21 protein-coding genes and 3 pseudogenes are annotated in these 25,885 nt (G+C 37.8%); 6 read left to right on the forward strand and 18 right to left on the reverse strand.

The window, feature by feature from the left end; translation table 11 throughout:
- Nucleotides 1-123 precede the first annotated feature (123 nt).
- Nucleotides 124-1,041 (forward strand): MDR efflux pump AcrAB transcriptional activator RobA, encoded by a 918-nt coding sequence (robA, locus tag G468_RS0106760; RefSeq protein ID WP_026822482.1) that lies wholly within the window; start codon nucleotides 124-126, stop codon nucleotides 1,039-1,041.
- 80 nt (nucleotides 1,042-1,121) lie between these two features.
- On the opposite strand, the gene gpmB is transcribed toward robA, so the two are convergent.
- Nucleotides 1,122-1,781, reverse strand: a complete 660-nt coding sequence (gene gpmB, locus G468_RS0106765; RefSeq protein WP_026822483.1) for a 2,3-diphosphoglycerate-dependent phosphoglycerate mutase GpmB — start codon at nucleotides 1,779-1,781, stop codon at nucleotides 1,122-1,124.
- 51 nt (nucleotides 1,782-1,832) lie between these two features.
- Between gpmB and yjjX the strand changes: the two genes are divergently transcribed.
- The gene (gene yjjX, locus G468_RS0106770) at nucleotides 1,833-2,372 is read left to right on the forward strand and encodes an inosine/xanthosine triphosphatase (RefSeq protein WP_026822484.1); all 540 of its coding nucleotides are present in this window, start codon (nucleotides 1,833-1,835) and stop codon (nucleotides 2,370-2,372) included.
- A gap of 71 nt (nucleotides 2,373-2,443) precedes the next feature.
- Here the strand turns inward: yjjX and trpR are convergent, their stop codons facing one another.
- Both trpR and sltY read right to left on the reverse strand, forming a co-directional pair.
- Nucleotides 2,444-2,764 (reverse strand): trp operon repressor, encoded by a 321-nt coding sequence (trpR, locus tag G468_RS0106775; RefSeq protein ID WP_034249457.1) that lies wholly within the window; start codon nucleotides 2,762-2,764, stop codon nucleotides 2,444-2,446.
- Nucleotides 2,765-2,837: 73 nt separating this feature from the next.
- Nucleotides 2,838-4,757, reverse strand: a pseudogene (gene sltY / locus G468_RS19990) (murein transglycosylase).
- Between the two features lie 438 nt (nucleotides 4,758-5,195).
- Here sltY and ettA point away from each other — a divergent pair.
- Nucleotides 5,196-6,863 carry an energy-dependent translational throttle protein EttA gene (gene ettA, locus G468_RS0106785; protein ID WP_034249459.1) on the forward strand — a complete coding sequence of 556 codons (1,668 nt, stop codon included), beginning with the start codon at nucleotides 5,196-5,198 and terminating at the stop codon, nucleotides 6,861-6,863.
- Nucleotides 6,864-6,906: 43 nt separating this feature from the next.
- On the opposite strand, the gene nadR is transcribed toward ettA, so the two are convergent.
- From nadR to serB, 3 genes are read right to left on the reverse strand one after another with little or no spacing between them, the layout of a single operon-like run.
- Nucleotides 6,907-8,154: a multifunctional transcriptional regulator/nicotinamide-nucleotide adenylyltransferase/ribosylnicotinamide kinase NadR gene (nadR, locus tag G468_RS0106790; protein WP_026822487.1), complete on the reverse strand. Its 1,248-nt coding sequence runs from the start codon at nucleotides 8,152-8,154 to the stop codon at nucleotides 6,907-6,909.
- Nucleotides 8,155-8,165: 11 nt separating this feature from the next.
- Nucleotides 8,166-9,548, reverse strand: coding sequence for a DNA repair protein RadA (gene radA / locus G468_RS0106795; RefSeq protein ID WP_026822488.1), 1,383 nt, complete (start codon nucleotides 9,546-9,548; stop codon nucleotides 8,166-8,168).
- Nucleotides 9,549-9,581: 33 nt separating this feature from the next.
- Nucleotides 9,582-10,559 carry a phosphoserine phosphatase gene (gene serB, locus G468_RS0106800; protein ID WP_026822489.1) on the reverse strand — a complete coding sequence of 326 codons (978 nt, stop codon included), beginning with the start codon at nucleotides 10,557-10,559 and terminating at the stop codon, nucleotides 9,582-9,584.
- A gap of 120 nt (nucleotides 10,560-10,679) precedes the next feature.
- Between serB and G468_RS0106805 the strand changes: the two genes are divergently transcribed.
- Complete coding sequence (locus G468_RS0106805; RefSeq protein ID WP_026822490.1) at nucleotides 10,680-11,321, forward strand: AhpA/YtjB family protein; 642 nt, start codon at nucleotides 10,680-10,682, stop codon at nucleotides 11,319-11,321.
- Between the two features lie 59 nt (nucleotides 11,322-11,380).
- Here the strand turns inward: G468_RS0106805 and deoD are convergent, their stop codons facing one another.
- The 11 genes from deoD to G468_RS0106865 all read right to left on the reverse strand — a co-directional run bounded on the left by deoD (nucleotide 11,381) and on the right by G468_RS0106865 (nucleotide 23,363).
- Nucleotides 11,381-12,094 (reverse strand): purine-nucleoside phosphorylase, encoded by a 714-nt coding sequence (gene deoD / locus G468_RS0106810; protein ID WP_026822491.1) that lies wholly within the window; start codon nucleotides 12,092-12,094, stop codon nucleotides 11,381-11,383.
- 65 nt (nucleotides 12,095-12,159) lie between these two features.
- Complete coding sequence (gene deoB, locus G468_RS0106815) at nucleotides 12,160-13,383, reverse strand: phosphopentomutase (protein WP_026822492.1); 1,224 nt, start codon at nucleotides 13,381-13,383, stop codon at nucleotides 12,160-12,162.
- A 224-nt stretch (nucleotides 13,384-13,607) separates the two neighbouring features.
- A complete protein-coding gene (gene deoC, locus G468_RS0106825) occupies nucleotides 13,608-14,384 on the reverse strand; it encodes a deoxyribose-phosphate aldolase (RefSeq protein ID WP_407061993.1) in 777 nt (258 codons plus the stop codon).
- Nucleotides 14,385-14,460: 76 nt separating this feature from the next.
- Nucleotides 14,461-15,747, reverse strand: coding sequence for a NupC/NupG family nucleoside CNT transporter (locus G468_RS0106830; protein ID WP_026822494.1), 1,287 nt, complete (start codon nucleotides 15,745-15,747; stop codon nucleotides 14,461-14,463).
- Between the two features lie 252 nt (nucleotides 15,748-15,999).
- Nucleotides 16,000-16,791: a TatD family hydrolase gene (locus G468_RS0106835; protein WP_034249461.1), complete on the reverse strand. Its 792-nt coding sequence runs from the start codon at nucleotides 16,789-16,791 to the stop codon at nucleotides 16,000-16,002.
- The gene (locus G468_RS19995; RefSeq protein WP_051296985.1) at nucleotides 16,781-17,848 is read right to left on the reverse strand and encodes a patatin-like phospholipase family protein; all 1,068 of its coding nucleotides are present in this window, start codon (nucleotides 17,846-17,848) and stop codon (nucleotides 16,781-16,783) included. The genes G468_RS0106835 and G468_RS19995 overlap by 11 nt, the downstream gene beginning before the upstream one ends.
- 191 nt (nucleotides 17,849-18,039) lie before the next feature.
- Nucleotides 18,040-19,629 carry a peptide chain release factor 3 gene (prfC, locus tag G468_RS0106845; RefSeq protein ID WP_034249462.1) on the reverse strand — a complete coding sequence of 530 codons (1,590 nt, stop codon included), beginning with the start codon at nucleotides 19,627-19,629 and terminating at the stop codon, nucleotides 18,040-18,042.
- 396 nt (nucleotides 19,630-20,025) lie between these two features.
- Nucleotides 20,026-20,892, reverse strand: coding sequence for a lipase family alpha/beta hydrolase (locus G468_RS0106850; protein WP_026822497.1), 867 nt, complete (start codon nucleotides 20,890-20,892; stop codon nucleotides 20,026-20,028).
- 283 nt (nucleotides 20,893-21,175) lie between these two features.
- Nucleotides 21,176-22,414, reverse strand: coding sequence for a flagellin lysine-N-methylase (gene fliB / locus G468_RS0106855; protein WP_026822498.1), 1,239 nt, complete (start codon nucleotides 22,412-22,414; stop codon nucleotides 21,176-21,178).
- Nucleotides 22,415-22,531: 117 nt separating this feature from the next.
- Nucleotides 22,532-22,984: a ribosomal protein S18-alanine N-acetyltransferase gene (rimI, locus tag G468_RS0106860; protein WP_026822499.1), complete on the reverse strand. Its 453-nt coding sequence runs from the start codon at nucleotides 22,982-22,984 to the stop codon at nucleotides 22,532-22,534.
- Nucleotides 22,953-23,363 (reverse strand): DNA polymerase III subunit psi, encoded by a 411-nt coding sequence (locus G468_RS0106865; protein WP_026822500.1) that lies wholly within the window; start codon nucleotides 23,361-23,363, stop codon nucleotides 22,953-22,955. Before G468_RS0106865 ends, rimI begins: the two co-directional genes overlap by 32 nt.
- 389 nt (nucleotides 23,364-23,752) lie before the next feature.
- Here G468_RS0106865 and rsmC point away from each other — a divergent pair, with 389 nt between their 5' ends.
- The gene (gene rsmC / locus G468_RS0106875; RefSeq protein WP_026822501.1) at nucleotides 23,753-24,769 is read left to right on the forward strand and encodes a 16S rRNA (guanine(1207)-N(2))-methyltransferase RsmC; all 1,017 of its coding nucleotides are present in this window, start codon (nucleotides 23,753-23,755) and stop codon (nucleotides 24,767-24,769) included.
- A gap of 213 nt (nucleotides 24,770-24,982) precedes the next feature.
- On the opposite strand, the pseudogene G468_RS0106880 reads toward rsmC, so the two are convergent.
- Nucleotides 24,983-25,582, reverse strand: a pseudogene (locus G468_RS0106880) (Na/Pi cotransporter family protein); the annotation flags it as partial.
- Between the two features lie 115 nt (nucleotides 25,583-25,697).
- On the opposite strand from G468_RS0106880, the pseudogene G468_RS0106885 reads away from it, so the two are divergent.
- A pseudogene (locus G468_RS0106885) lies at nucleotides 25,698-25,885 on the forward strand (hypothetical protein); the annotation flags it as partial.

The raw sequence follows: 25,885 nt of genomic DNA on the forward strand, positions 1-25,885 counted from the left end.
TTTTACATTATTAATATCTATAAAAATAATAAAATAGCAATATAAATCAACTTAGTATTAAATGGATGTTTATTATAAAGTCTTTATACTATTTATAGATGATTATTTAAACTAGGTACTTCTATGGATCAAAACAATATTATCCGCGATTTACTATATTGGATCGACACGCATCTAGATCAACCACTATTTCTTGATAACGTCGCGGCTAAAGCGGGTTATTCAAAATGGCATTTACAGCGGATGTTTAAAAACATTACTCAGCAAGCAATTGGCTCTTATATCCGTGCTCGCCGACTTTCCCGTGCAGCTGTTGCTCTTAGGCTGACTAGTCGACCAATTCTTGATATTGCACTGCAATACCGTTTTGATTCACAGCAAACTTTTACCCGTGCGTTTAAAAAACAATTTGGCATTACACCGGCTCTCTATCGTCGTAGTGAAGATTGGTGTGCTACAGGTATGCAACCACCCATTACTTTAGAAGAACAAAAATTACCTAATGTATCCTTTGTCACACTGACACCCAAACATTTAATGGGAATAGAACAAACTTGTTCATATATATTAGAAGAGTGGTCTACTGCATGTGCCGAAATGCGCAAACATTTCTGGCAATATTATCAAGATAAAGCAAAAAATATACCTAATGAAGTTTATGGATTACATCGGGTCGTACATAGTTCAGAAAAGGACGAGGAACAAACTGTTTTATATATCACTGCAGTCGAACCACAATATGCTGATAATAAAAATAATTTATATCATTCAATTATCATCGAAGGCGGTGATTATGCCCGGTTTACTTTTGAAGGAAAACCAACAAAAAGCGATCTACAACAGTTTTTGTATATGATTTATGGTGTTTATATGCCTAATCTCAATCTAACCCGCCGCGCGGGACATGATATAGAACATTATCACCTCAAAGATCCTAATAACCCTGAATGTAACTACGATAATCCGGAAAACCATATGGTCGCATTTGATTATTTTGTGCCGATTAAAAGAACACTTCTCCCTCCACTGAAAACTAATTGATTATAATAGTTGCTAGTTGATCAAATCCAAGGGAATTTTTCCCTTGGCAAAATTATTCTTACATTATTTAATTATTAACGTTAAATTTGCTGTTCATCTAATGCAGGTTCAATTAAATGAGATATATCCCCCGCGGTTTCTACTACCCAACCATTCGCCAACCAAGGCGTTTCCTGAAAATCTACCTTTGAAATAGAGCAGTTACGTAAACGTAAACGTAAACGTAAACGTCTTTCAGCGTAAGTCGGTACACCCAGTATGCGATTAAGAAGCGCACCTAACCCTATCCCATGACTAACCAATAAAGGTAAACTCCCCGCTGGCAAAGAACGACACTCCTCTAGAGCAGTAAACATGCGTTTAGTTATCTCTCCCATAGATTCTCCATCGGGAATACGTGCCCCGGGAGATCCATTAACCAAACTACGACGCCAACGCTCTTCTTCATCACTTAACGAACTAATTGCCCTCCCTTCTAGTATTCCCATGTTCAATTCCCTTAACCGTGGCTCAAGAATAATGTTACAATGGCAAGCTTGCGCGATAATTTCTGCCGTTTTCTGTGTGCGCCCTAAGTCGCTGGATACAATATGAGTGATGCCTATTGATTTAACTTTTTCAGCAACCAAATTAGCTTGTCTAATACCAACTTCAGTGAGTGGGCTGTCAGATTGTCCTTGAATACGCCGAGCCACGTTCCATTCAGTTTCTCCGTGGCGAACAAGATAGACCTGTAACATAATAATTTTCCATTATACTGCACATAATAATATTCTAGAGGATACTAATTAATGTATAAAGTAATCGCAGCAACCGCAAATCCGGCCAAAATAAACGCTATTCACTTAGCATTCGAAGCGGTTTTTGGTACAAACAATTATAAAATCGAGAGCATCAATGTGAGTAGTAACGTAGCCAAGCAACCAATTGGTAATATAGAAACTCGCACAGGTGCACGCCAGCGCGTTATGGCCTTACGCCAAGTTCGACCTGAAGCAGATTTTTGGGTCGGTATAGAAGCTGGCATCGAAGATGAAATGACTTTTGCCTGGATTAGCATTGAGCATAAACAAATTCGAGGTGAATCGCGTTCTGCCAGTATTATGTTGCCCGAGCAAATTCTGCTTAGCATCCAGCAAGGCAGCGAGTTAGGCGATGTAATGGCGAATATCACTGGTATGGCTAATATTAAACATAACGAAGGGGCAATTGGTTTTTTTACCAATGGTTTACTCAGCCGTGCCAGTGTCTACCAGCAAGCGCTTATTTTAGCATTAGCACCTATCCAACATGAAATTTATAAAGAACTTAATATGATGCATGACGACTAAGTCATGTCATCTATACCAAATCGTATAAAGATTGGCTAAAGATGTATATTTAGACAATTAATAAAACATTTTTATGGCTTGAGTAACTGCTGTTCCAACCAAACTTTCACTTCTTTAGTCGCACTCTTCAAACTATTAGAACCTCGTGTGATGGTTGCAATCCCGACTCCTAACTCACTTTTAAGCTCCCGCTGACTCATTTCTCCTTCCATTAATGCCTGGATAATCCGCACTCTTGTCCCGAGCGCCAAACGTTCATCTGGGGTTAAAAATAATTGTAAAATGGGTTGTTGTAACTCATGTTGAAAAGCACTATGTAATAATTCGACAAAACGTTGCCAATCACTATTTTCTTCAGGTTGAAGGGCTGGATCAATAAGATAGTTTTCCATAATATATACCGCCATACTATTTAACTAGTACAATAGCATAACATAAATGGCTCGGTGATGGATACAAAGAGCATTAATAGTTCATCAGCCATTCACTTTCTGTCAATAGTTTAATTGATTTGCCGAGTAAATGTTGATAAAAAAGATTGTAGACTAGTACATTTTTAACATAACGTCGGGTTTCAGAAAATGGAATACTTTCAATAAAAGCGATAGCATTTAGTTTTCCGTCGCTTACGGCCAACCAACGTGTCACTCTGGCAGGACCTGCATTATAAGCTGCACAAGCTAATACGCGATTAAAACCAAATTGCTGAAAAACGCTCTCTAAATATGCGGTTCCAAGCTCAATATTTTTTGCTGGATCAATCAATTTACGACTATCGGTATAATCTAAAATGCCATTAGATTTTGCCACTTGTTGTGCTGTCTGTGGCATTAATTGCATCAAACCAATCGCACCCGCCGCGGAACGCACTTGTGGATTCCAACCACTTTCTTGCCTGGCAATCGCCATAGCAAAACTTTTATCAATTTTTTTATCTTTTGTGTAGCGCTCAAATTCCTGTTACCAGGCAATAGGAAAACGTTCTGTTAAATGATCCCATAGTTTGGCAATAATTGTCGCCTGTACACTCAAATCAGCCCACCGATGTTCAAATGCATAGCGTGCTAGTTGCTGTTGGTGGTTTTTTTTCTGCCTGATAAGCAGATTGATCCATTCAGTCCGAGCTAAATTTTCCTTTTGCCAAAACAATAATTCGCCAATTCGCTGCACTTCAGGCAATGAATCGATATCTTCTTCAGGTTTAGTGGCAAGCGCAATATTAATAGGATACGGAATGTTTAATTTTTGTGCCGCAACCATGGGATAAAATCCGCGTCGCTTGACCAAATTGAATAATATCTTTTTACCTTGGCTATGTTTGCCTTGAGCGATTAAGGTGATCGCCTGCCAATATTGCCACTCTTCCTTATTTCTGCTCTCTTTCGGTAATCGTTTTAACCATTGCGCAAGCGAATGCATGTCATTGCTTGCTAACGCTAAACGTACCCTCCGTTCACGCAAAGAAATGGAAGATGAATGTTGAATAACACTATCGCGCCACTTTGCTTGTGTTAGCGTCACATCACCGAATAATTGCCAGGCGATATCCTCCTTTAATTGCTGTTGTTGTAAATGGCTCATTTTCTGGGCTTGCGTTATCATTGGGATCGCTAGCTTGGCTTTTTCTACCGATTGACGCGCAAAACGGCTAAAGATCACTAATATCACTTGTCGATTAAACTCTGATGGCTTGACCTTGCTAGCAAATTCCAGGACTAAAGTGGGATCTTGCTGTAATTTAGCCAAGCGTTGACCGATAATTTGATCCTTAGCGGGTAAACGATTGACTAAGCGGGTGATCAGAGCAGCATCATTGTTTTTTATAGCTAAAAAAATACGTTGCAAAATCAATTCAGTCGTTAATTGACCCGCTTGTTGCCAAAGGGTAAAAAGTTGATCGCACGCTTTAGGTAGTGAATAACCGTGTAACCAAATCTGTTTTGCTCCCTGCCACGCCGCTTGCTTATTACCCGTTTGCCATTTGGCATAGTAATAATTACAACGAGCCATAACTGGGCTCGGTGGTGTAGGGCTAAAAGTTAGCAGGCTATGCCATTCGCTGCGCTCGGCAAGCTGATTGATAAAAAGGGTAGATAATTTTTGATTGAGAGGAAAATAAGGATATCGATTAATAAAATTCTTAACTTGCGCTATCGAGATTGTATTAAGATCTTGTGTCAATCGCCGATATTCTAAATAGGGATAAAGCGGATATTCTGTTAATGTTGGCATCAAACTTGAGACTCGCTGGTTATCATTAGCATCCCAGGCTTGTTTAATTGCCTGATAACGCTCACGTTGAGCAGTTAATGAGTCCCCCAGAGCATGGAAAGATAACCAGAGTATCATCAGCAATATTATCTCTTGCCACCATTTTTTCGACATCGCTGTTGACTCCTGTTCAAGATAACAATATCTATATAGAAATATTATTATCAAAAACAGATATAATCACTGAGATAATTAAAAATAGATCATAAAAATACAATTCCATAGAATGGCAAAATGATTGTCAGTACCCTTGACAATTAATATCCTAGCTAAAAACTAAACTACTAATGATAGTAAATAGAATCGTGTATAATATGCACTCAGCAATCTACCCGCTCAATTAAATGGCTTAATACAATATGGATAAGGTAATCATTTATTTTAACAAAACTTTATGCTAAAAATCAGCAATAAATCTTGATTAAGATCTTATTAATATTATTAATCGCAATTTAGGCAGAATTTAACTAAGTGCCTGAATATATTTCTTCAAATGAGATAAGCAACACGTTGATATCTAAAATTATTCAATAAGCAAAAAGGTAGAATAAATTGGCACAGTTCGTCTATTCCATGCATCGAGTGGGAAAAATTGTCCCACCGAAAAGGCATATTTTAAAAAATATCTCTCTAAGTTTCTTCCCAGGTGCCAAAATTGGCGTTCTAGGCCTTAATGGAGCGGGTAAATCAACCTTACTTCGCATTATGGCTGGCATCGATACTGAAATTGAAGGTGAAGCACGCCCTAACCCAGGGATCAAAATTGGCTATCTTTCTCAGGAACCAAAACTTAACCCTAATCATACTGTACGTGAAGCAGTCGAAGAGGCAGTTAGTGAAATAAAAAATGCCCTTACTCGCCTTGATGAAATTTATGCTGCCTACGCTGAACCTGATGCTGACTTTGATAAATTGGCCAAAGAACAGGGTCAGTTAGAAGCTATTTTGCAATCACATGACGGTCATAATTTGGATAACCAGTTGGAGCGTGCAGCCGATGCATTGCGCTTACCAGCCTGGGAGACAAAAATAGAACAACTTTCAGGTGGAGAGCGACGTCGAGTAGCGATTTGTCGGCTACTGCTGGAAAAACCCGATATGCTATTACTTGATGAGCCAACTAACCATTTGGATGCAGAATCCGTTGCCTGGTTAGAACGGTTTTTACATGATTACGAAGGTACCGTTGTTGCTATCACTCACGATCGTTACTTCCTAGATAACGTTGCCGGTTGGATCCTGGAACTTGATCGAGGAGAGGGTATTCCATGGGAAGGTAATTATTCTTCTTGGTTGGAACAAAAAGAGACTCGCCTGGCACAAGAGGCTTCCAGCGAAGCAGCTCGCCGCAAATCGATCGAAAAAGAACTTGAGTGGATCCGACAAAATCCTAAAGGTCGTCAGGCAAAAGGAAAAGCCCGCTTAGCCCGTTTTGAAGAGTTAAACAGTGTTGACTATCAAAAGCGTAATGAAACTAGTGAGCTCTTCATTCCGCCAGGACCGCGTCTTGGTGACAAAGTTTTAACGGTTGAAAATCTCAGTAAATCTTATGGTGATCGAATTTTAATTGATAACCTCAGTTTCTCAATCCCTAAAGGGGCTATCGTAGGTATTATCGGTCCAAATGGCGCAGGAAAATCAACCCTTTTTCGGATGATTTCAGGTCAAGAACAGCCTGACTCTGGCACCATCACTTTGGGTGAAACCGTTAAAGTAGCCTCGGTTGAGCAATTCCGGGACACGATGGACAATAATAAAACAGTATGGGAAGAGGTATCCGGCGGGCAAGATATTATGCGCATCGGTAATTTTGAAATTCCAAGTAGAGCTTACGTCGGGCGTTTTAATTTCAAAGGCGTTGACCAGGGTAAGCGCGTTGGCGAACTTTCTGGTGGTGAACGTGGCCGTTTACACTTGGCAAAACTACTCCAGGTTGGTGGAAATATGCTGCTACTGGATGAGCCAACCAACGATTTGGATGTCGAAACATTACGCGCGTTAGAAAATGCATTACTGGAATTTCCTGGCAGTGCATTAGTTATTTCCCACGATCGCTGGTTTCTTGACCGGATTGCTACTCATATTATTGATTATCAGGATGAAGGAAAAGTCACTTTCTTTGAAGGTAATTTTAGCGAATATGAAGATTATAAAAAACGGACATTGGGCGCTGATGCGCTAGAACCTCATCGCATCAAATATAAAAAGATGAGCAAATAAATAATCCTAATAGCATAAGGCTTGCTAAAGCGAGCCTTATCATTTAAAGTCTCGGAGATTTTTCATCCAGCATAAGTAATTGCTGAACCAGCTCAATACAACGTAAAAAACGCTCATCATAATTAGGCGAATCAACCACCACAAACTGCACTTGATTTTCAACCAGTAGTTCAGTCAATAAATTTTGAAATGTTTTGCGTTCCTCATCACTCCCTAAACTACGTAATCCATCAGCCACCCATGGGATATTATTTTCTAGTAAAATAACCAGATCAAAACGGTATTCATCTATCAATGCTTGCACAAAAGGATGTGGTTTCCCCTCATATCGTTTACAAAAAGCTTGGGTGGTAATGAAATCAGTATCGATAAACGCAACTTTATTGGCATATTTAACGGCAAAATCAATATACTTTGCATGACCCAATGCGATCTTGTCATAGTCAGAATATTGTAACGCCATCTCATCGCCCCCTAAATGAGAGAAAACATAATCACGACCATATTCCCAGGCACTGGTGGTATTAAAAATATTTGCCAGCTTGTTAACTAAAGTCGATTTACCACTCGACTCACCTCCTAATATGGCTACCTTACGGACAAAAAAAGGTTTTACTTCTGTTGGAATATATTCCCAATACCGAAATGGCGCTTGCCTAATTTGATGACCACTAATATTCATAAATGTGCGCTCAGGATCAATCAGCACCACTTCTGCACCAAGATATTTTTTATAATGCGCAATATCATCCACTTCACCTGAATAAATAAATTGTGGTTGAATATTTTTTGCCATTAAAAATTTCTTCATTCCTTCGCTCCATACTTGCCAGCCATGTGGGTATGGCTCGATGTCTTGTTCATCAAAGGAATGGATATAAATATTTTTTTGGTATTTGAAAGTTTGTAATAACCACCGTAGCCGATCGCTTACTGTCGGTTGCTGTGACATAGAACTGTCAATAAAAAGCGCTCGATCACGTGGTTCATCATGACAAAGAATGACATATAATTCATCGACTTGACTGCATGCGCGTTGTATCAAATAAATATGGCCAGTATGTAAGGGGTAAAACTTACCGAATACTACGCCAATCCGTTTAGGCTTTAATGGATATTCAATATTTAAAAAACGATGTAAGGCGGCAATTTTTCGCGCGCTAGGATTGTTAATTTTACCATTAATTAATTGGCTTAAATAACCTTTAGTCATGCTGCAAGCTGTAGCAATTTGTTGTAGAGTACAACCCGTTTGCTTAATTGCCTGTTTCAAATAATCAAACTGTTTCATCGCCTCTCCGGTTAATCAAAGTCTTCCATAACCGTTAATGCCTCTGACAGTTTTTTCACACCAAATAACTGCATATTAGGTAATGGTTTTTTGGGTACATTCGCATAAGGGACAATCGCGCGTTTAAAACCATGTTTTGCTGCCTCAATGATCCGCTCTTGGCCACTCGGTACTGGACGGATTTCACCAGCCAAACCGACTTCACCAAAAACTACAACATCACGCGGCAGTGGACGATTACGGAAACTTGACACTAAAGAAAACAGCAAAGCAAGATCGGCACTCGTTTCCGTTACTTTAACGCCACCAACAACATTAACAAAAACATCTTGATCCGACATCTGTAATCCACCATGCCGATGCAAAATAGCCAGCAAAATTGCTAATCTATTTTGTTCTAAACCGACAGCAACCCGCCGTGGATTAGCTAACATTGAATAATCCACTAATGCCTGAATTTCCACCAGCAATGGGCGTGTTCCTTCCCAAACCACCATCACCGAACTGCCCGAAGTGATCTCTTCTGCCCGACTAAGAAAAATAGCAGAAGGATTATTGACTTCTTTTAACCCTTTTTCCGTCATGGCAAATACACCCAGTTCATTAACCGCACCAAATCGGTTTTTATGACTTCTTAAAGTACGAAATCGTGAGTCTGCTTCACCGTCAAGCATTATTGAACAGTCAATACAGTGTTCAAGCACTTTTGGGCCGGCCAAAGAACCATCTTTAGTCACATGCCCTACCATGATAATGGCGATCCCTCGTGTTTTAGCAAATCGGGTAAGATATGCGGCAGTTTCTCGCACTTGTGCCACACTACCCGGTGATGATTGTATATCCGTCATATGCATGACTTGAATAGAATCAATCACCATCAATTTTGGCTGTTCCTGCTCTGCTAGCAAACAAATTTGCTCAATACTGGTCTCAGATAGCATATTGAGATTATCGGACGGCAACCCTAATCGGTGAGCTCGCATCGCCACCTGCTGTAAAGACTCCTCACCGGTAACGTATAAAGTTTTCATTTGTGATGAAAGCCGACACATAGTTTGCAGCAGCAATGTACTTTTACCTGCACCTGGATTACCACCAATCAAGATTGCACTACCCGGTACTACTCCACCACCCAGCACGCGATCAAATTCTTTAAAATCGGTAGAAAAACGTGGCAATGCTTCTAAACTAATAGCAGACAATTTCTGTACTTGATTACCGCCAGCCCCGCCGGCATAACCATTAAAGCGTTCTGCTCGTGAGGAAGAACTGGCAGCTAACCTTACCTCTGTGATTGTATTCCAAGTATGACAAGCGATGCACTGGCCTTGCCAACGTGGATAATCTGCACCACATTCATTACAGACAAATGCTCTTTTTACTGCTTTTGCCACCGCCATTGCCTCTCTTATTTATGGTTCTAATAATTAACGTTCTTCATGCTTTAAACCACCACTTAACACACAAAGTACCCCCATCAAATCAGCATGTTGAATCGCTACTTTTGCTCTGGCCTGTACTTTAGGTTTCGCATGATAAGCAATACCCAGCCCCGCCTTACGGATCATTTTTACATCGTTGGCGCCATCACCAATAGCAACGGTTTGCTCGATTGGAATAGAGAATTGTCTGGCTAATTTTATCAAGGTTTGTGCTTTAACTTTTGCATCCACGATATTGCCATTCACTTTACCGGTCAATTTGTTATCTTTAATTTCTAGTTTGTTGGCTACCGCGGCGGTTAATTTTAATTTTTCCTTTAAATAATGAGTAAAAAAATTAAATCCACCTGAAACAATAACAACATGCCAATCAAACGCCTGCAATTTACGGACAAGACTCGTTAAACCTGGTGTCAGGGGCATATGCGCTAATACATTTTGCAAAATTTGGATGTCGGTGCCAGCAAGTAATTTTACTCGGGCTTTTAGACTTTCACTAAAATCAATTTCCCCTAGCATGGCGCGTTCAGTAATTTCAGCAACCTGCTTGCCAACTCCGGCCAAACGAGCAATTTCATCAATACATTCAATTTGAATCGCTGTTGAATCCATATCCATCACCAACAATCCTGGCGCACGTAAACGAGGAATATTACCCAGCGGTACAACATCTAAACTACATTCTTCAGCTATTTTCTTTATTTTTGCAGTTAAGCTACCTGCAATACGAACGACTTGATAATCATCAATTCGCCAAGAAGAAACAATGACAATAGCATTACCAGAGCGCTGTTGAAAGTGACTAATACGTTGTTTATTAAGCCCTCGCCCATAAAGCAACCAACCACTATCACCAGCCCGATAATCCAATGGCATAATTTCTTCACCACTCAATGAAAGTGGTAATCCAGGCCACTTTTGGATCTCATTAGGCAAATAACAATAGGTTAAACTGGTCGACATTAATTCATACTCCTGTAATCCAATTGCGACAATTAGCCAACAAAAAAATAACTTTTTAAACTACCCTATCATCTCAACCTCTGGCAATATGATAATGAACTAAGTTTAAAAGAGCCGATTATGATTAAAACGAAATTAAAGTTTCGATTACATAAAACCGTTATCATTTTAATTTGCTTCTCCTTACTGGTTATTCTAATCCAAGGAGTTACCTATTTTAGTCGTTCACATCAGCAAATCAGAATTGAGCAGTTTAAAGAACTAGTGGTTACCCTTGCTGAACAAGTCGCTTTTAGCTTATCCAATTATATTCAAAGTAATGGTAAGAGTTTTAATAATGAACAGATCCTTGCCATTCTTAATCAATTAACAATTAATGAACATATTCTTGATGCAAGCGTTTATCTTAATGATGGTACCCAAATTCAGCATGCGGGTGAAAAGGTTGCTTTACGAGAGCGGTTATCTCTTAATCAACCCTCATGCCACAACTATGTAAACTATCAATTGGTTGTTCCAATCTTTGATACAGAAAAACCAAAAGGTTTTTTACGTTTAACCATCGATACTCATCAATTCAGTATAGGATCTAAACAAATAGATAATATGGCTAATTTATTAAAGATTTTGTTATTGCTAGCACTCGCTATCGGTTTTATTCTGGCTAATATCTTATCAAGATCGATGCCAATAGGTTGGCTAAAATTATCATTTTTATCAACAAGCAATAGTCGCAATCAGCAAAAAAATAAAAATTACTAAAAAGAAAAAGCAGATTAAAATCTGCTTTTTTACTTGATTTAAATTTAATGATCTATTTTTTAATCCAGTAATAATACTGATTCTAACGCAATTTCAACCATCTCATTAAACGTCGTCTGCCGTTCTGCTGAAGTTGTCTTTTCACCAAGACGAATATGATCAGAAACGGTACAAATAGTTAGTGCTTTCACACCATACTCAACCGCTATGCTATACATACCAGCGGCTTCCATTTCTACACCCAAAATGCCATATTTTTCCATTGTATCAAAAACTTGCATTTGAGGTGAATAAAAAAGATCAGTAGAAAAAATATTACCTACCCGAACATTAATGTTCTTTGCTTTAGCCACGCTAACCGCATTATGTACCAAGTTATAATCCGCAATAGCAGCAAAATCATTATCATCAAACTTTAGTCGATTAACTTTAGAATCGGTACATGCGCCGAGGCCAATAATAATATCGCGTAATTTTACTTGAGGACTAATCGCCCCACAGGATCCAACTCGTATTATGGTTTTAACACCAAAATCAGTAATTAACTCTGTCATGTAAATTGAACAAGAGGGGATGCCCATTCCATGTCCCATCACAGAAATACTTCGGCCTCGGTAATTACCAGTAAAACCTAACATACCACGAACATCATTTACTTGATGGCTGTCAGTCAAAAAATTTTCTGCAATATGTTTTGCACGTAGCGGATCACCTGGCATCAAAACAATATCAGCAAAATCGCCCATCTCAGCATTAATATGTGCAGTGGCCATAAATAAATTTCCTTTTATTTCTTATCAATAATATCGGGAATATAAATGAATATTCCCCATCATACTTAAAATAGCGTTTTGCCATATGCCATTGGCGACAAACCAAAATATTGCGCAACGGTTTGACCAATATCAGCAAAGGTTTGTCGATGACCTAATGCCCCCGGTTTTACTTTCGGACCATAAATTAAAATAGGAATATTTTCTCGCGTATGATCAGTTCCTGGGCAGGTCGGGTCACAACCATGATCAGCGGTAATAATTAAAACATCATCATTTTTTATTAATTCCAACATTTCAGGTAAACGGCGATCAAGTAACTCAAGTCCAGCCGCATAACCAGCAACATCACGCCGATGTCCATAGGAAGAATCAAAATCAACAAAATTAGTAAATACGATAGTGTTGTCGGCGGCTTTTTTGATCTCTTCAAGGCTCGCTGCAAATAGTGCTTCAATGCCGGTCGCTTTTACTTGCTTAGTAATGCCTACATTGGCATAAATATCAGCAATTTTGCCAATTGAAACTACCTCGCCAGCTTTTTCTTCAACCAGTTTTTTCAAGACAGTTGGTGCCGGAGGTTCAACAGAATAATCCCGCCGATTACCTGTACGCTGAAAACAGCCCGCTTTATTGCCGATAAAAGGTCGAGCAATAACCCGCCCGATATTATAAGCGCCATCATCTAGCGTCTTTCTCGCTATCTCACAAAGCTGATAAAGATTTTTAACCCCAAAAGTCTCTTCATGGCAGGCTATCTGAAACACTGAATCGGCTGAAGTATAGAAAATAGGCTTACCTGTTTTCATATGCTCTTCACCTAATTGATCCAAGATCACGGTACCAGAAGAGTGGCAATTTCCCAGATAACCGGGCAAATTGGCTGCTTCAACTAGCTTATCCAATAATTGTTGCGGAAAACTATTTTTTTCCTGCGCAAAATATCCCCATTCAAATAAAACTGGTACCCCGGCAATCTCCCAATGACCTGATGGAGTATCTTTGCCGGAAGATAACTCACTGGCATAACCATAGGCAGCGATAATCTCAGCATCTTCATCCAGGCCGATTGGAAATGTCCCTGATGATCCTTCAGCAGCTTTTCCTAACCCTAAACGTGTTAAATTAGGCAAATAGAGTTTCCCTTTACGACCTTTATCCGCCTTCCCTTGTGCACAAGCGGCCGCAATATGCCCTAACGTATTCGCACCAGCATCGCCAAATCTATCAGCGTCAGGTGTAGCACCGATACCAAAAGAATCAAGAACCATAATAAATACACGTTTCATAACTACCCTTGGTTAGTTCAAATTCAATTAATTTATTATTAAACAAAGAATAATCCGAGTTCACAATAACTATTCACTGGCGCCAATAAATACAAAATATTCATCGATGCTACTATTTAAAAACTGCTTTATTAATGTTGATTTACACAGATTATTAAAATAGACATTTCCATTTTTTTGCCAACCAATAATTACTGAAACACGAAATAAAAAGATCAATAAAATTAATAGTCGCCAGCAAAATTATCTATTTGGCATCCTAATGTATTTAATAAACTAGACAATAAGCTTGATGCACCAAAACGAAAATGACGAATATCCGCCCACGTCTTTCCCATGATGCGATCGGCTAATGCCAAATATTGCGCCGCATCCTCTACTATGCGAACGCCACCTGCCACCTTACAACCCACCTGGTTAGCAACCCCTATATCTCGAATAACCTTAAGCATAATTTCAACATTCTCTAAGGTGGCATTTATCGCTACCTTACCCGTTGAAGTTTTAACAAAATCAGCGCCGGCAGTAATGGCAATTTCTGTCGCTTGACGAATAAGATCAGCCTGCTTTAATTCACCGGCTTCAATAATAACTTTCAGTAAAACACTACTCGTTCGGCAAATTTCTTTACACGCTTTAACCTGTTCAAAACCAATTTGCTTATTACCGGCTATTAAGGCTCGATAAGGAAAAACAACATCAACTTCGTCTGCTCCATAAGCAATAGCTGCTTGTGTTTCAGTCAATGCCATCGCGACATCCTGCCCGCCAAATGGAAAATTAGTTACGGTTGCAATTCGAATATTCGGGGTATTTTGTTCAGTTAAAATCTTACGTGCCAATGGAATAAAGCGTGGATAAATACATATCGCAGCGGTATTTCCTCGGGCGGTTTTTGCTTGATGGCATAATATCTTCACTTTTTCATCAGTATCGTCATCATTTAATAGGGTTAAATCCATCAAATTTAATGCGCGTTGCGCAGCAAGTTTTAATTCCATTATATAATTCTCTAAAACTAATGACATTATTGCTTCAGTGTTTAAACAACCGTTTAATTATATCAAGCTTATTGGGTTACATTGCCGCTAACGATAAAAAGAAGCCAGCAATAGTGGCACTCATCAAATTAGATAATGAACCGGCTAATACCGCTTTCAAACCCAATCGAGCAACATCTTTACGTCGATTTGGAGCAATCCCGCCTAAACCACCCAGTAATATAGCTACGGAAGCCAAATTAGCAAACCCACATAATGCAAAAGAGATTATGGCTTTAGTGTGCTCAGAAAGTACTTGCTTACCTGCGGCAATCACCTCGCTATCAGGTTTTAAGTATTCGCCAAAGTGCATATAAGCAACAAATTCATTGACCACTAACTTTTGTCCAATAAACGAACCGGCAATCGTCGCTTCATGCCAGGGTATACCAATCAAATAGGCAATTGGCGCAAAGATCCAACCTAAGATCAATTCTAATGATAAGCCTGGTATATAGATCCAGCCTCCAACCACCGCCAAAATGCCATTAAGCAAAGCGATTAATGCAACAAATGCCAGCAACATCGCACCGACATTTAAAGCAAGTTGCATACCGGAAGAGGCACCGGCGGCGGCGGCATCAATAATGTTAACTGGCCGCTCTTCGCCACTCGCCACACTGACCATATTAACAGCATCATGGGTTTTCTCTGTTTCCGGTACCATCAATTTGGCAAATAACAATCCCCCTGGTGCCGCCATAAAAGATGCTGCGATCAGATATTCCATTGGCACCCCCATTTGCGCATAGCCGGCCAATACTGAGCCAGCAACGGAAGCTAATCCACCACACATAACAGCAAATAGTTCAGAGTTAGTCATTGTGGCAATATAGGGTCTGACAACTAAAGGCGCCTCTGTATGGCCGACAAAAATATTAGCGGTTGCCGATAACGACTCGGTGCGTGAGGTACCTAATATCCATTGCAAAAGTCCACCTAATATTTTGATAAAAAACTGCATAATACCAAGATAATAAAGGACGGCGATTAATGAGGAGAAGAAAACAATGACCGGTAAAACACGTAAGGCAAAAATAAAACCACTACCGCCAAACAGTTCAAACATTTTATTGGAGACCAAACCACCAAAGATAAAATCCATGCCAACTTGTCCATAACCAATCACATTAGAGACTGCATCAGATACAGTTTCCAAAGTACGGCGGCCAGCTGGAACATAGAGAACAAATGCTCCCATAGTCATTTGAATAATAAAAGCACCAAATACGGTACGGAATTTAATTGCTCGACGGTTACTGGAAAAAATGATAGCGATAAAAATCAATACTACCATCCCTAGCAGGCTCATAATGAGTTGCATGAATAATATCCCTGTGTATTTTATTTCAAATGAAAAATTTCTATTGTTTAAAGAATAAACTGTCAGTTTAATGCGCAGACATTATAACGATTTCACATTAATAACTCGCAGTCCGTATCACAAATAATCATAACGAAAAATCACGAAAAAATAAATTTTGCGACACATATCACTTACGAAAAGCGATATTGCCAGCAAAAATTATCTAAATAGACACATAATTATAATTAAATAATTTATTAGTATGATTAATTAACTCATATTATGTCTGCCTTTTTTGATATTAAATAGTTGCAAACTATTATTATAAAGCTGCCCTGCAATTTCTTCTGTTGACTCTTGCCGAAGGTTACATAGTGCTTCAAAAACCAAACGTATTCTTTCCGGACGATTAATCTGCCCCTGAAATCCGGCTAATGGCATATCAGGCGCATCAGTTTCAAGTACTAATGACCTTAGCGGCAATTGCGCAACTACGGCCCGCGTTTTCTTAGCTAGCTCATAGGTGATTACACCACCAATACCGATAAAATAACCTAACTGGATAAAAGCATTTGCTTGCGATAAACTGCCCGAAAATCCATGAATAACTCCCTTTTTTGGCACATCAAATCGTCTTAATAAAGCAGCTAGCTGATCATGGCTTTTACGCGAATGTAGAATAACCGGTAACTCATATTGTTTAGCCAACTTTAATTGCTGGATCAGCAATGTTTGTTGTTGCTTAACCACAGCATTAGTAACAAAATAATCTAAGCCTATTTCACCAATAGCAACACATTTATTGCTGTTTTCCTGCAGTAATGCCACTAATTCAGTAAAATGCTCGGGTAAATAATTGGCAATATACAAAGGATGAAAGCCTAATGCAGCATATAAATGCGGATGTTGCGGTGCCAGTAAATATACTCGCTCTAAATTCTCAATACCCACTGACGGGATAATGATATCGGTCACGCGAACTTTTGCAGCATGCAAAAAGCTATCTTCAATATCATGGATAAAAGGAGGAAAATCAAAATGACAATGAGTGTCAACGAACATCAATGACTAATCCTTCATCACCTGATTTAGGGTCTTCATCTTGTTGATTCGAAATCACATCAGCTGACAAAGATGCTGAATTAACCACTTGATTATTTTCAATAGAATACGGGTAAGATACTAAATCATTAGCAGCAAAATAGTCACTTAAGCTAGTTAAAAAATAGCGGCCACATTGACGTCTAATATGATAATCACTATTTAAATTTGCAGCACGGCTACCTAATGCACAACTCATTAAAGGTTTCGGTGGATAAATTTCAAAAATTTGGATACCTGGCGGGGGCGCAGCAATAAATTTCTGGGTCTGTTGATAGCTTTTAATATGTACTTTGATCATCTTAGCCATCCGCCGTATATTGCGGTGTTCCAACCAGCGGGTCATCCTTTTTAACCATTCGGAGGTATAATAAATTCCCGAAGGAACTGTTCTAATCACTACAATTGTTTTTGCGCCACGGCGATAAGCTTCCTCAACAGGAATTGAAGCCGTTATACCACCATCATGATAAAGCTGGCCATTAAATACCGCCCCCTGGCGATAAAATCCGGGAATAGCACTTGACGCCCGAATAATATCTAACCAGCTATCTTGCGTGGGTTGAAAATATACCGGACTAAAATCTTCATAGCAACATGCACTAATTAAAAATTGACGTCCGCTATTTAAGCAAGACAATCCTTTAGAGAAATCAAGAGGTAATTCACGGGAAGTGATATCAATTAGCCAATCTAAATCAATCATATGGCCACCACGAATAAAACGTAATGGACTAAAAAACTGAGATTTAGTGGTATAATCAGTAATCACTTTACGGGCATAACCGCGTTGTTGACAAAGATAGGCCGATAAATTTTGCGCGCCGGCCGATGTCCCTACCATAATATCAAATGGATTGAAGCCAACACGGAGAAATTCATCCAATACACCTGCGGTAAAAATACCGCGCTGCCCACCCCCCTCACAGACTAATGCTATTTTGCCAAGAGCAGATGCATTATCGTCTAAGGTTAAAGGTTCAATATTCCCCAATGTGATTGGTATATATCTTCCCATATTGCTTTCCCCCTAAAACTGATAGTAGACCCTTAAAATGCAATCTGCTATTCAATATCTACTATTGTGTTTAATCCTGATATTTTTATCGCCTTAAAAGTTTGGGAGAAATAAATACAACAACTAAAAAAGTCATACCCCCCACTAATAACAAGTGAGGGTAATATAATAAAAAATCAATATGCAATTCATTAATGCTCACGGGTTTTACAGAACCGAATTTCAGGATATCGCTCGCTGGTTAGATTAAGATTTACCATCGTTGGCGCAATATAACTGAGGTTGTCACCACCATCTAAAGCTAGATTCTGTTCATTTTTCCGTTTGAATTCTTCTAATTTTTTCACATCATCACATTCGATCCAGCGTGCGGTTGACACATTTACCGGCTCATAAATAGCTTCAACGTTGTATTCACTCTTCAAACGTGCCACCACCACATCAAACTGAAGCACTCCTACAGCACCAACAATAAGATCATTATTGGCTAAAGGACGAAATACCTGGACAGCACCCTCTTCGGATAACTGAACTAACCCTTTAAGTAACTGTTTTTGTTTTAACGGATCACGTAAACGAATCCGTTTGAAGAGTTCGGGCGCAAAATTGGGAATACCGGTAAATTTTAACGCTTCTCCCTGGGTAAAGGTATCACCGATCTGAATAGTGCCATGATTGTGCAGGCCGATAATATCACCTGGAAACGCTTCTTCAACATGGGAGCGATCTCCCGCCATAAAAGTGAGTGCGTCTGAAATGACTACCTCTTTTTTGTTTCGTACCTGATAAAGTTTCATACCTTTTTGATAGCTACCAGACACAATGCGTAAAAAAGCCACCCGATCACGATGTTTTGGATCCATGTTAGCTTGTATTTTAAATACAAAACCCGAAAATTTCTCTTCTTGCGCATTAACAATACGACTATCAGCCTGGCGCGGCATCGGTGTTGGAGCCCAATTGACCAAACCATCTAACATATGATCAACACCAAAATTGCCCAAAGCGGTACCCAAAAAGACCGGTGTTAACTTGCCTTGCAAAAAAGCGTCTAAATTAAATTCATGAGAAGCCCCTTTTACTAACTCAAGCTCTTCACGTAGCTGAGCAGCAAAGTCATCACCAATGATTTTGTCCAATTCGGTATTATTTAATCCTTTAATAATAACGACTTCTTGAATAGTATGCCCTTGTCCACTTTGGTATAAAATGGTCTCATCACGGTAAAGATGATAAACGCCTTTAAATAACTTACCACAACCAACTGGCCATGTAATCGGGCTACAAGCAATACTTAATTCACTTTCAACCTCATCCATTAATTCCATTGGATCGCGAATATCACGATCTAATTTATTCATAAAGGTTAAAATAGGCGTATCACGCAGCCGGGTCACTTCCATCAATTTACGCGTACGATCTTCAACACCTTTAGCCGCATCAATGACCATCAAACAACAATCGACCGCCGTTAAAGTACGATAGGTATCTTCTGAAAAATCCTCATGTCCTGGCGTATCAAGCAAATTAATCAAACAATCCTGATAAGGAAATTGCATTACCGAAGTGGTAATCGAAATTCCCCGCTGCTTTTCCATTTCCATCCAGTCAGATTTTGCATGTTGATTCGAACCACGACCTTTCACTGTGCCTGCTTTTTGAATAGCTTGACCAAACAACAGCACTTTTTCTGTGATCGTGGTTTTCCCTGCATCAGGGTGAGAAATAATAGCAAAGGTTCTCCGTTGTGCTATTTTCTGACAAAAACTATTCTCTTTCATTATAACTACCCAGCACACACATCGTGATGTATAAAAATTGGCAAAAATTCTACACTGACAAAACCATTTTGAAAACAATTACCGACTAACTAAAAAATATTTTTTAGTTAGTCAGCGAAATTAAATATAAAAAAGATCAAAAAAATTATTTTTAGCCAGAAATAATTTATTTAATTAAAATACATCTTATCTTATAAATTTTGATCGATATAGGTATATATCCATACATACTAGAATAAATAGAGCTATAAATAAAAACTGGCTTTACAAAATAGGTTAAATATCAACATATTATTCTTATAAGATAGACGATTTATATTTAAAATATAACTTATAAAATAAGCGACTAATAATTTTATTACAATTGACTATTTTTTATTTTCACTGCATAAAATATTATAAACCTTTTTTTGCTAACATCTGTGCATGATTGACATAAATACTGGGTATATCATATTGATTTGAAACGACGCCAGCAATTTGGTTAACGATATCCAGATGATCCATATCATAATCATCACAGATTAATTTGCCTAATCGCATACTATAACGCCCAACAAGCCCATCATTTTCTTTTTCTCTAGAAAAAAAACTACTTAATTGCAACAATGAAGTATGACTAACATCAAATGCATTTATTCCCGAATTAATTAATGATTTTTTAATAAAACTACCGAATGAATAATAATGCACGCCATTAACAACTTCATCACCTTCACCTCGCCATTCTTTTGGCAAACCTTGTGGATATTTTTTATTAAATTCATTGACGACCTCTGTTGTCAATGAATTTAATGCTTCAACACCATCTTGCGGTTTTAATGTGCCTGAGGATATTAAAGAAATAAATGTGAAAAATATTTCAGCAGCGGTAACAACCACTGTTTCGGTTAATTTACCTGGTATCAATACTTTTCTAACAAGATCCGCTATTTCAGAACCATGATTAACACCATTCATCGAGGTTACTGAAGCAATACTGGCTGAATAGTTGGCAGCAACATAGCGTGCGAATAAAGCACCTTGACTATGAGCAATCAAGTTCACTTTCTCACAACCGATGTTTCGCTTGAGTTCCTCGATGTAGAGCCATAATTGCTCTCCATTTACTTCATTTGAATTAACGCCAGACAATATCGGTGAAAAGACATTATAGCCCTGTTTTTTCAATCGATTTTCAATAGCAAAAAAACATGGATAGCCAGCTATCTTATCAAAACCAAATAATCCGTGAACTAAAATAATAGGATATTTTGTCGGCATAATTTCTCCCTAGTAAGTTTATTAAATATTAAAAACAAATCCGACTACTTTAATAAGTAGTCATTAATTATAAAGTTGAGATTTTCACAATGGGATAATTGAAACTGATAAAAGGTAAACAAAAAAATATTATATAACAAGTAACTTAAATTCACTGATATAACAATTTCAATTGATTAATTTTCTGATAAATAAATTAATATCATTTATCTTTAGTAAAGTGAATAATATAAAAATGCCATCAATAAAGATGGCATGGGAAAATTTTGCTAATAAAAATCCGCTAATTTAATAATAATAAACAAGATAAATCATCACCAAAATTAAGTTTATCAATTAATTCATCCAGCTGCTGGCGTAAATTATTGGAGTGTTGAGTAACGGTCGAATAATGACAAAACATTAATTGAATACTTTCCATCGATACCTCAATATCATAAGCTGATTGAACCGACAGTAATGTTTTGATATAAAAATAATCAGTAAAACAATAATAAAGTGATCGTAAACTCTGCTTCAAATTATATAAGCCAAATTTTTCGTCATATATTCGATAAAGAAAATAGTTTTTCAGTACCTGCGGTTCAGCTAGACAACTGGTTGATAAGACCTTTTGCCATTCATCATCCAATTTTTTCCAATTAGCTAGCATATCCTCATTGAGTGATTCTGACTCTAAACCAAAAAAGTGCATGGTATTGGTAAAAGCCGGTAATAAATAATGTTTAGAGCGATCTGTAGTAGTAAAAAAACGTAGCATAATGAGTAATAAAGAAAACTTTAATTGATGCCTGGCTGTAGATGTTACTTGTTTTCTTTGTTGATATATTTCACCGTTAGTTAATTTTTCCACTAACGACATAAATATATTTTCTACTTGGCTATAATTGGCCTCTACTTGATAATCAATTGATTGTAAAAAAACCATAAATTGAGCAAGTGCATAGAGATTATCCTCAATAAATGGGCTATCTGCCATAATCAAATGACGACAAAATAGTTGTATAACCTGATGTTCTTGCGTGACGGCTATACTCTGATCAATCACGCGTTTTTCAGTAATTTTAACATTTTCAATCACTGTGTTTTCTTCATATTTCATCGAATCTGGTTGAAATAACACTAAACGAACCACTTCAGGGCAAGAAAAACTTAAGGAATGTTGCGTATAGCCATCCAGTTGGGTTTTTGATCGTGGATAAGTCTGGCAAGTATGACTTAATGCGCTAGGGCCTAATGTTTTATAAATCCCACACAATTTATCATGCCCAAAAAAGGGACAATTTCCTTCTTCATTCATTGAGATATAAGAATAATTGTTAGTACCACTACTATTAGGATATTTAATTAGATGTTTATCTGTGATCTCTTTGATTTCAATTTGGTGCACGGTTTTATATTTTTTATGCGTCTTTTTATCAACATTAATCGTCCAGCCACGGCAACAATGAGATAGACACTGATCACCAATGCATTTAAATTTTTTATAAAAAAGTGGGATAATTTCTCTATGTTGTTTCATTACAAATAGACTCTATTAAGCTAATATTGACACGCAAATTACCACTTAATAGCGCCTATCAATGGTACTATTATCGAATATAAACCATTTTTTTAACTTAATTGAGGTATTTCTAATTTATATAGCAGGCAAAATAGTTAACGCCATAACCACTGCATCTTCCCGTTTTTTTGCCGCTGGATAATAATTTTTTCTTATTGTGACAATATGAAAACCCAATTTTTCATATAGGTGAATTGCCACATAATTTGATTGCCTGACTTCCAACCACAAAGTTTGAATATTTTTAGTTGCCAAACGATCGATCAAATAGCTTAATAAATACTTACCACAACCTTGACCTTGATAATCAGGATGAATAGCAATATTAAATAGTGTTGCTTCATCAAGTAGATATTGTGTGATGGCGAAACCAATTAGTCGATTTTCCGCACTGATTTTTAAATTAATATATTGCTTTCCTTGATTACTGTAAAAAACTTTTTCACTCCAGGGAAAAGCATGACTCATTTTTTCAATCGCAAAAGCAGAGGTTAAATCAATTTGTTCTAAATTCGAAATTATTTTCATACTGGCATATTTGCGCCCATAAAGCGCGTTTTGACTGAGGATTAAAATAAATCTCTTCCAAAGGTAAAGTATGGATGACCCATTTTTTTGAACTAACAGCTAATTGCTTGCCTAGGATCCAACAAGGCCAATAAACTTCTTTCGGTAACAGTGATACCTCTTTCGTTAATAGACAACATACCTGACAACTGTCTATCTGCATCGCTCGTAAAATATCTTTGACCAAAAGGTTGTCTAAATCAATGCGCTCATTAGCGATGATAACTAATTGGGTAGAATCAGGAATAGACACGGCATGTTCACCACGCAATACCGTAGGATTGCGTAATGTCCATTGCACAATTCCCATATGTTTCAGTAATTGATCTCTAACCGTCATCGAACTACTCCCCGACACAATATAGCTTGCACCTTATCAAACAGAGCTAGATAAATCAAAATAATAACATTGCAAGACACAGTAATATAAGCACAATTACTGTTCCTCGCTAGTGGTAATTTATTTGCTAAATTTAGACCGTAATTAAATAGGGAGAATGTACAACTTATTAAATTATTAAGGAACAACATGATCACCAAATATTAGACAACAAGTAACCATTGGATTGAAATTCAATAATAGTGATACAATCGTAATAACAAGTTCATATCGCACAAATTTATCAAAATTACCGATTTTATGAGCGATCTTTTTTTGCGCCACGCGGCAAATTTTTTCCTTTTATAGTTGATAAAAGGAAACTTAATCTACTATAGGAGCCAACATTTATGTCTTCACTGACGCCCGCTAGTGAAGTGATTTTACGCCATGATGAATATTTTATTGGCCGTCGTATTTTAATCGCTGGTAACTTACAAGATAATATTAGCTCAGAAATTAACGCTGAAATTTTACATATTTTAACCAATCAATATCACTACTGGTTATCATTTAACAAAGCACTAGGCGAAAATGCCCATTATGACTTAACATTAGAAAAAACAGTGGCAGCACAATGTAATATTCTGATCTACTTTTGGCCCAAAAACAAACAAGAAGCCAATTTTCAACTCCATAATATATGTTCAGTTCTACCGATAGGTAGTGAAATTTTTATTGTTGGTGAAAATCGCAGTGGTGTAAATAGCGTCGATAAAATTCTAAAAGAAATAGGTTGTGTACGCAAAATTGATGCAGCGCGGCGCTGTAGCCTCTATTATTGCCAGCTAGAAAAGCAACCCCAATTTCATTTAGCCGATTGGTGGAATAGTTATAAGGTCGCTGATATTACTATCAAAACCCTGCCTGGTGTATTTAGTCAACAAGCGCTGGATGCAGGTAGTCAACTACTTCTCTCTACATTCCAAACACCAATAAAAGGTAAGTTATTGGATATGGCATCAGGTTGTGGTGTGTTAAGCACGGTTATTGGCAAAAAAAACCCTAACATAAAATTAACGCTCTGTGATACTCATGCCGCAGCGATAAGATCATCTATTGAAACATTAAAAATAAATGGCTTAACTGGGCATATCTTACCAAGTGATATCTACTCGACGATTGAAGATAGTTACGACTGGATAATTTGTAACCCACCGTTCCATGATGGATTAAAAACAGATTATACTGCTGCTGAAACCATTATCAAACAGGCACCAAATTATCTAAAACCAGGGGGAAAATTTAGAATGGTTGCCAATGCCTTCTTACCTTACCCAGATTGGTTAGATAAAGCTTTTGGTCGCCATGAAATACTTGCCCAAACAGGTAAATTTAAAATTTATCAAGCCAGTAAATTTCGTTAAATCTAATACAATGAATTTTTAGCAAAATAATTAACTATCGGAATAATATTGCTATCAGTTTCGTTTTAAGTGAATGAGAGATGGGAATGGAAGTAGGTAGCAATATTTAACGACAACATTATATAGCATAAGTAAATAATTCAGTTAAGATGACAAAATACAATAAAGATAACGGTTTAAATTATCCCTAGCTCATTGGCTTCCAATTATTAATTATATATTTTTGTCACTTTCCTGATTAATTTGTTCGGCTCGGCTTTCACTTATGCCGTCTAATACATGATAAGCAATCGCACAAAAAAGCGAATTCAATCTTTTCATATCACCAAGTAAACTAACATGTAAGTTACTAGTATCTAGACTTTGCATATTTCGTTTATGTAGGCGCTCAACATGTGCATAAGCATAACGTTGATTTAATAACCGAAATCGATGTTTAGCTCTTCGCAATCGACGCGCATTATCTATGTCCCCAGATACAAATACCGACATCGCTAAACTCAAATTATTCTGTAATCGTTCCATTAGCGTATTTAGCTCTTTAGTACCTTCAGGTGAGAAAAAATATTGCTTGCCAAATATTTTTTTGACCACTTCAGTTGCCATACGATTAATGATGGTGGCTGATTGCTGTAAATTCAAAGCGGTATCAATAATTTCTGCCCAGCGCCGAGAATCGGCGTCCCCTAATTCATTTTGCTGAATTTGAGCCAAATAGAGTTTAATACTACTATGTAGCATATCGATCTCTTCTTCCAGGTGAGCAATATAACGCCTCTGTATTTTATTACCATTTAGAACTTCAGCCAAACGTTGAACGTAGCACGCTACGCGTGAGCGGCGCAGCGGTGCTGCTTCGGGGATGTTAATGAGTTGAGTACTGTTTTATACTCTGCAGTAGGTTAATTTTTTTCAGGGATTCATCTCGATGGCTCGCAATAAATCTCCCAGAAAGCGTAAACCGGTTAAATCAGGCAGGCTGCCCGTCACTTCACGTGCCACAGCGCCTGTTTATCCGAAACGTTTTATGATCTCTCTCCCACCCGAAAATGATGATGACAGACCGCCTGAATTTTTTTATGACACCCTAAAAGAAGCCATACGCCACTGCGTCCG

The organism is Arsenophonus nasoniae DSM 15247, from assembly GCF_000429565.1.
Classification (GTDB): domain Bacteria; phylum Pseudomonadota; class Gammaproteobacteria; order Enterobacterales; family Enterobacteriaceae; genus Arsenophonus; species Arsenophonus nasoniae.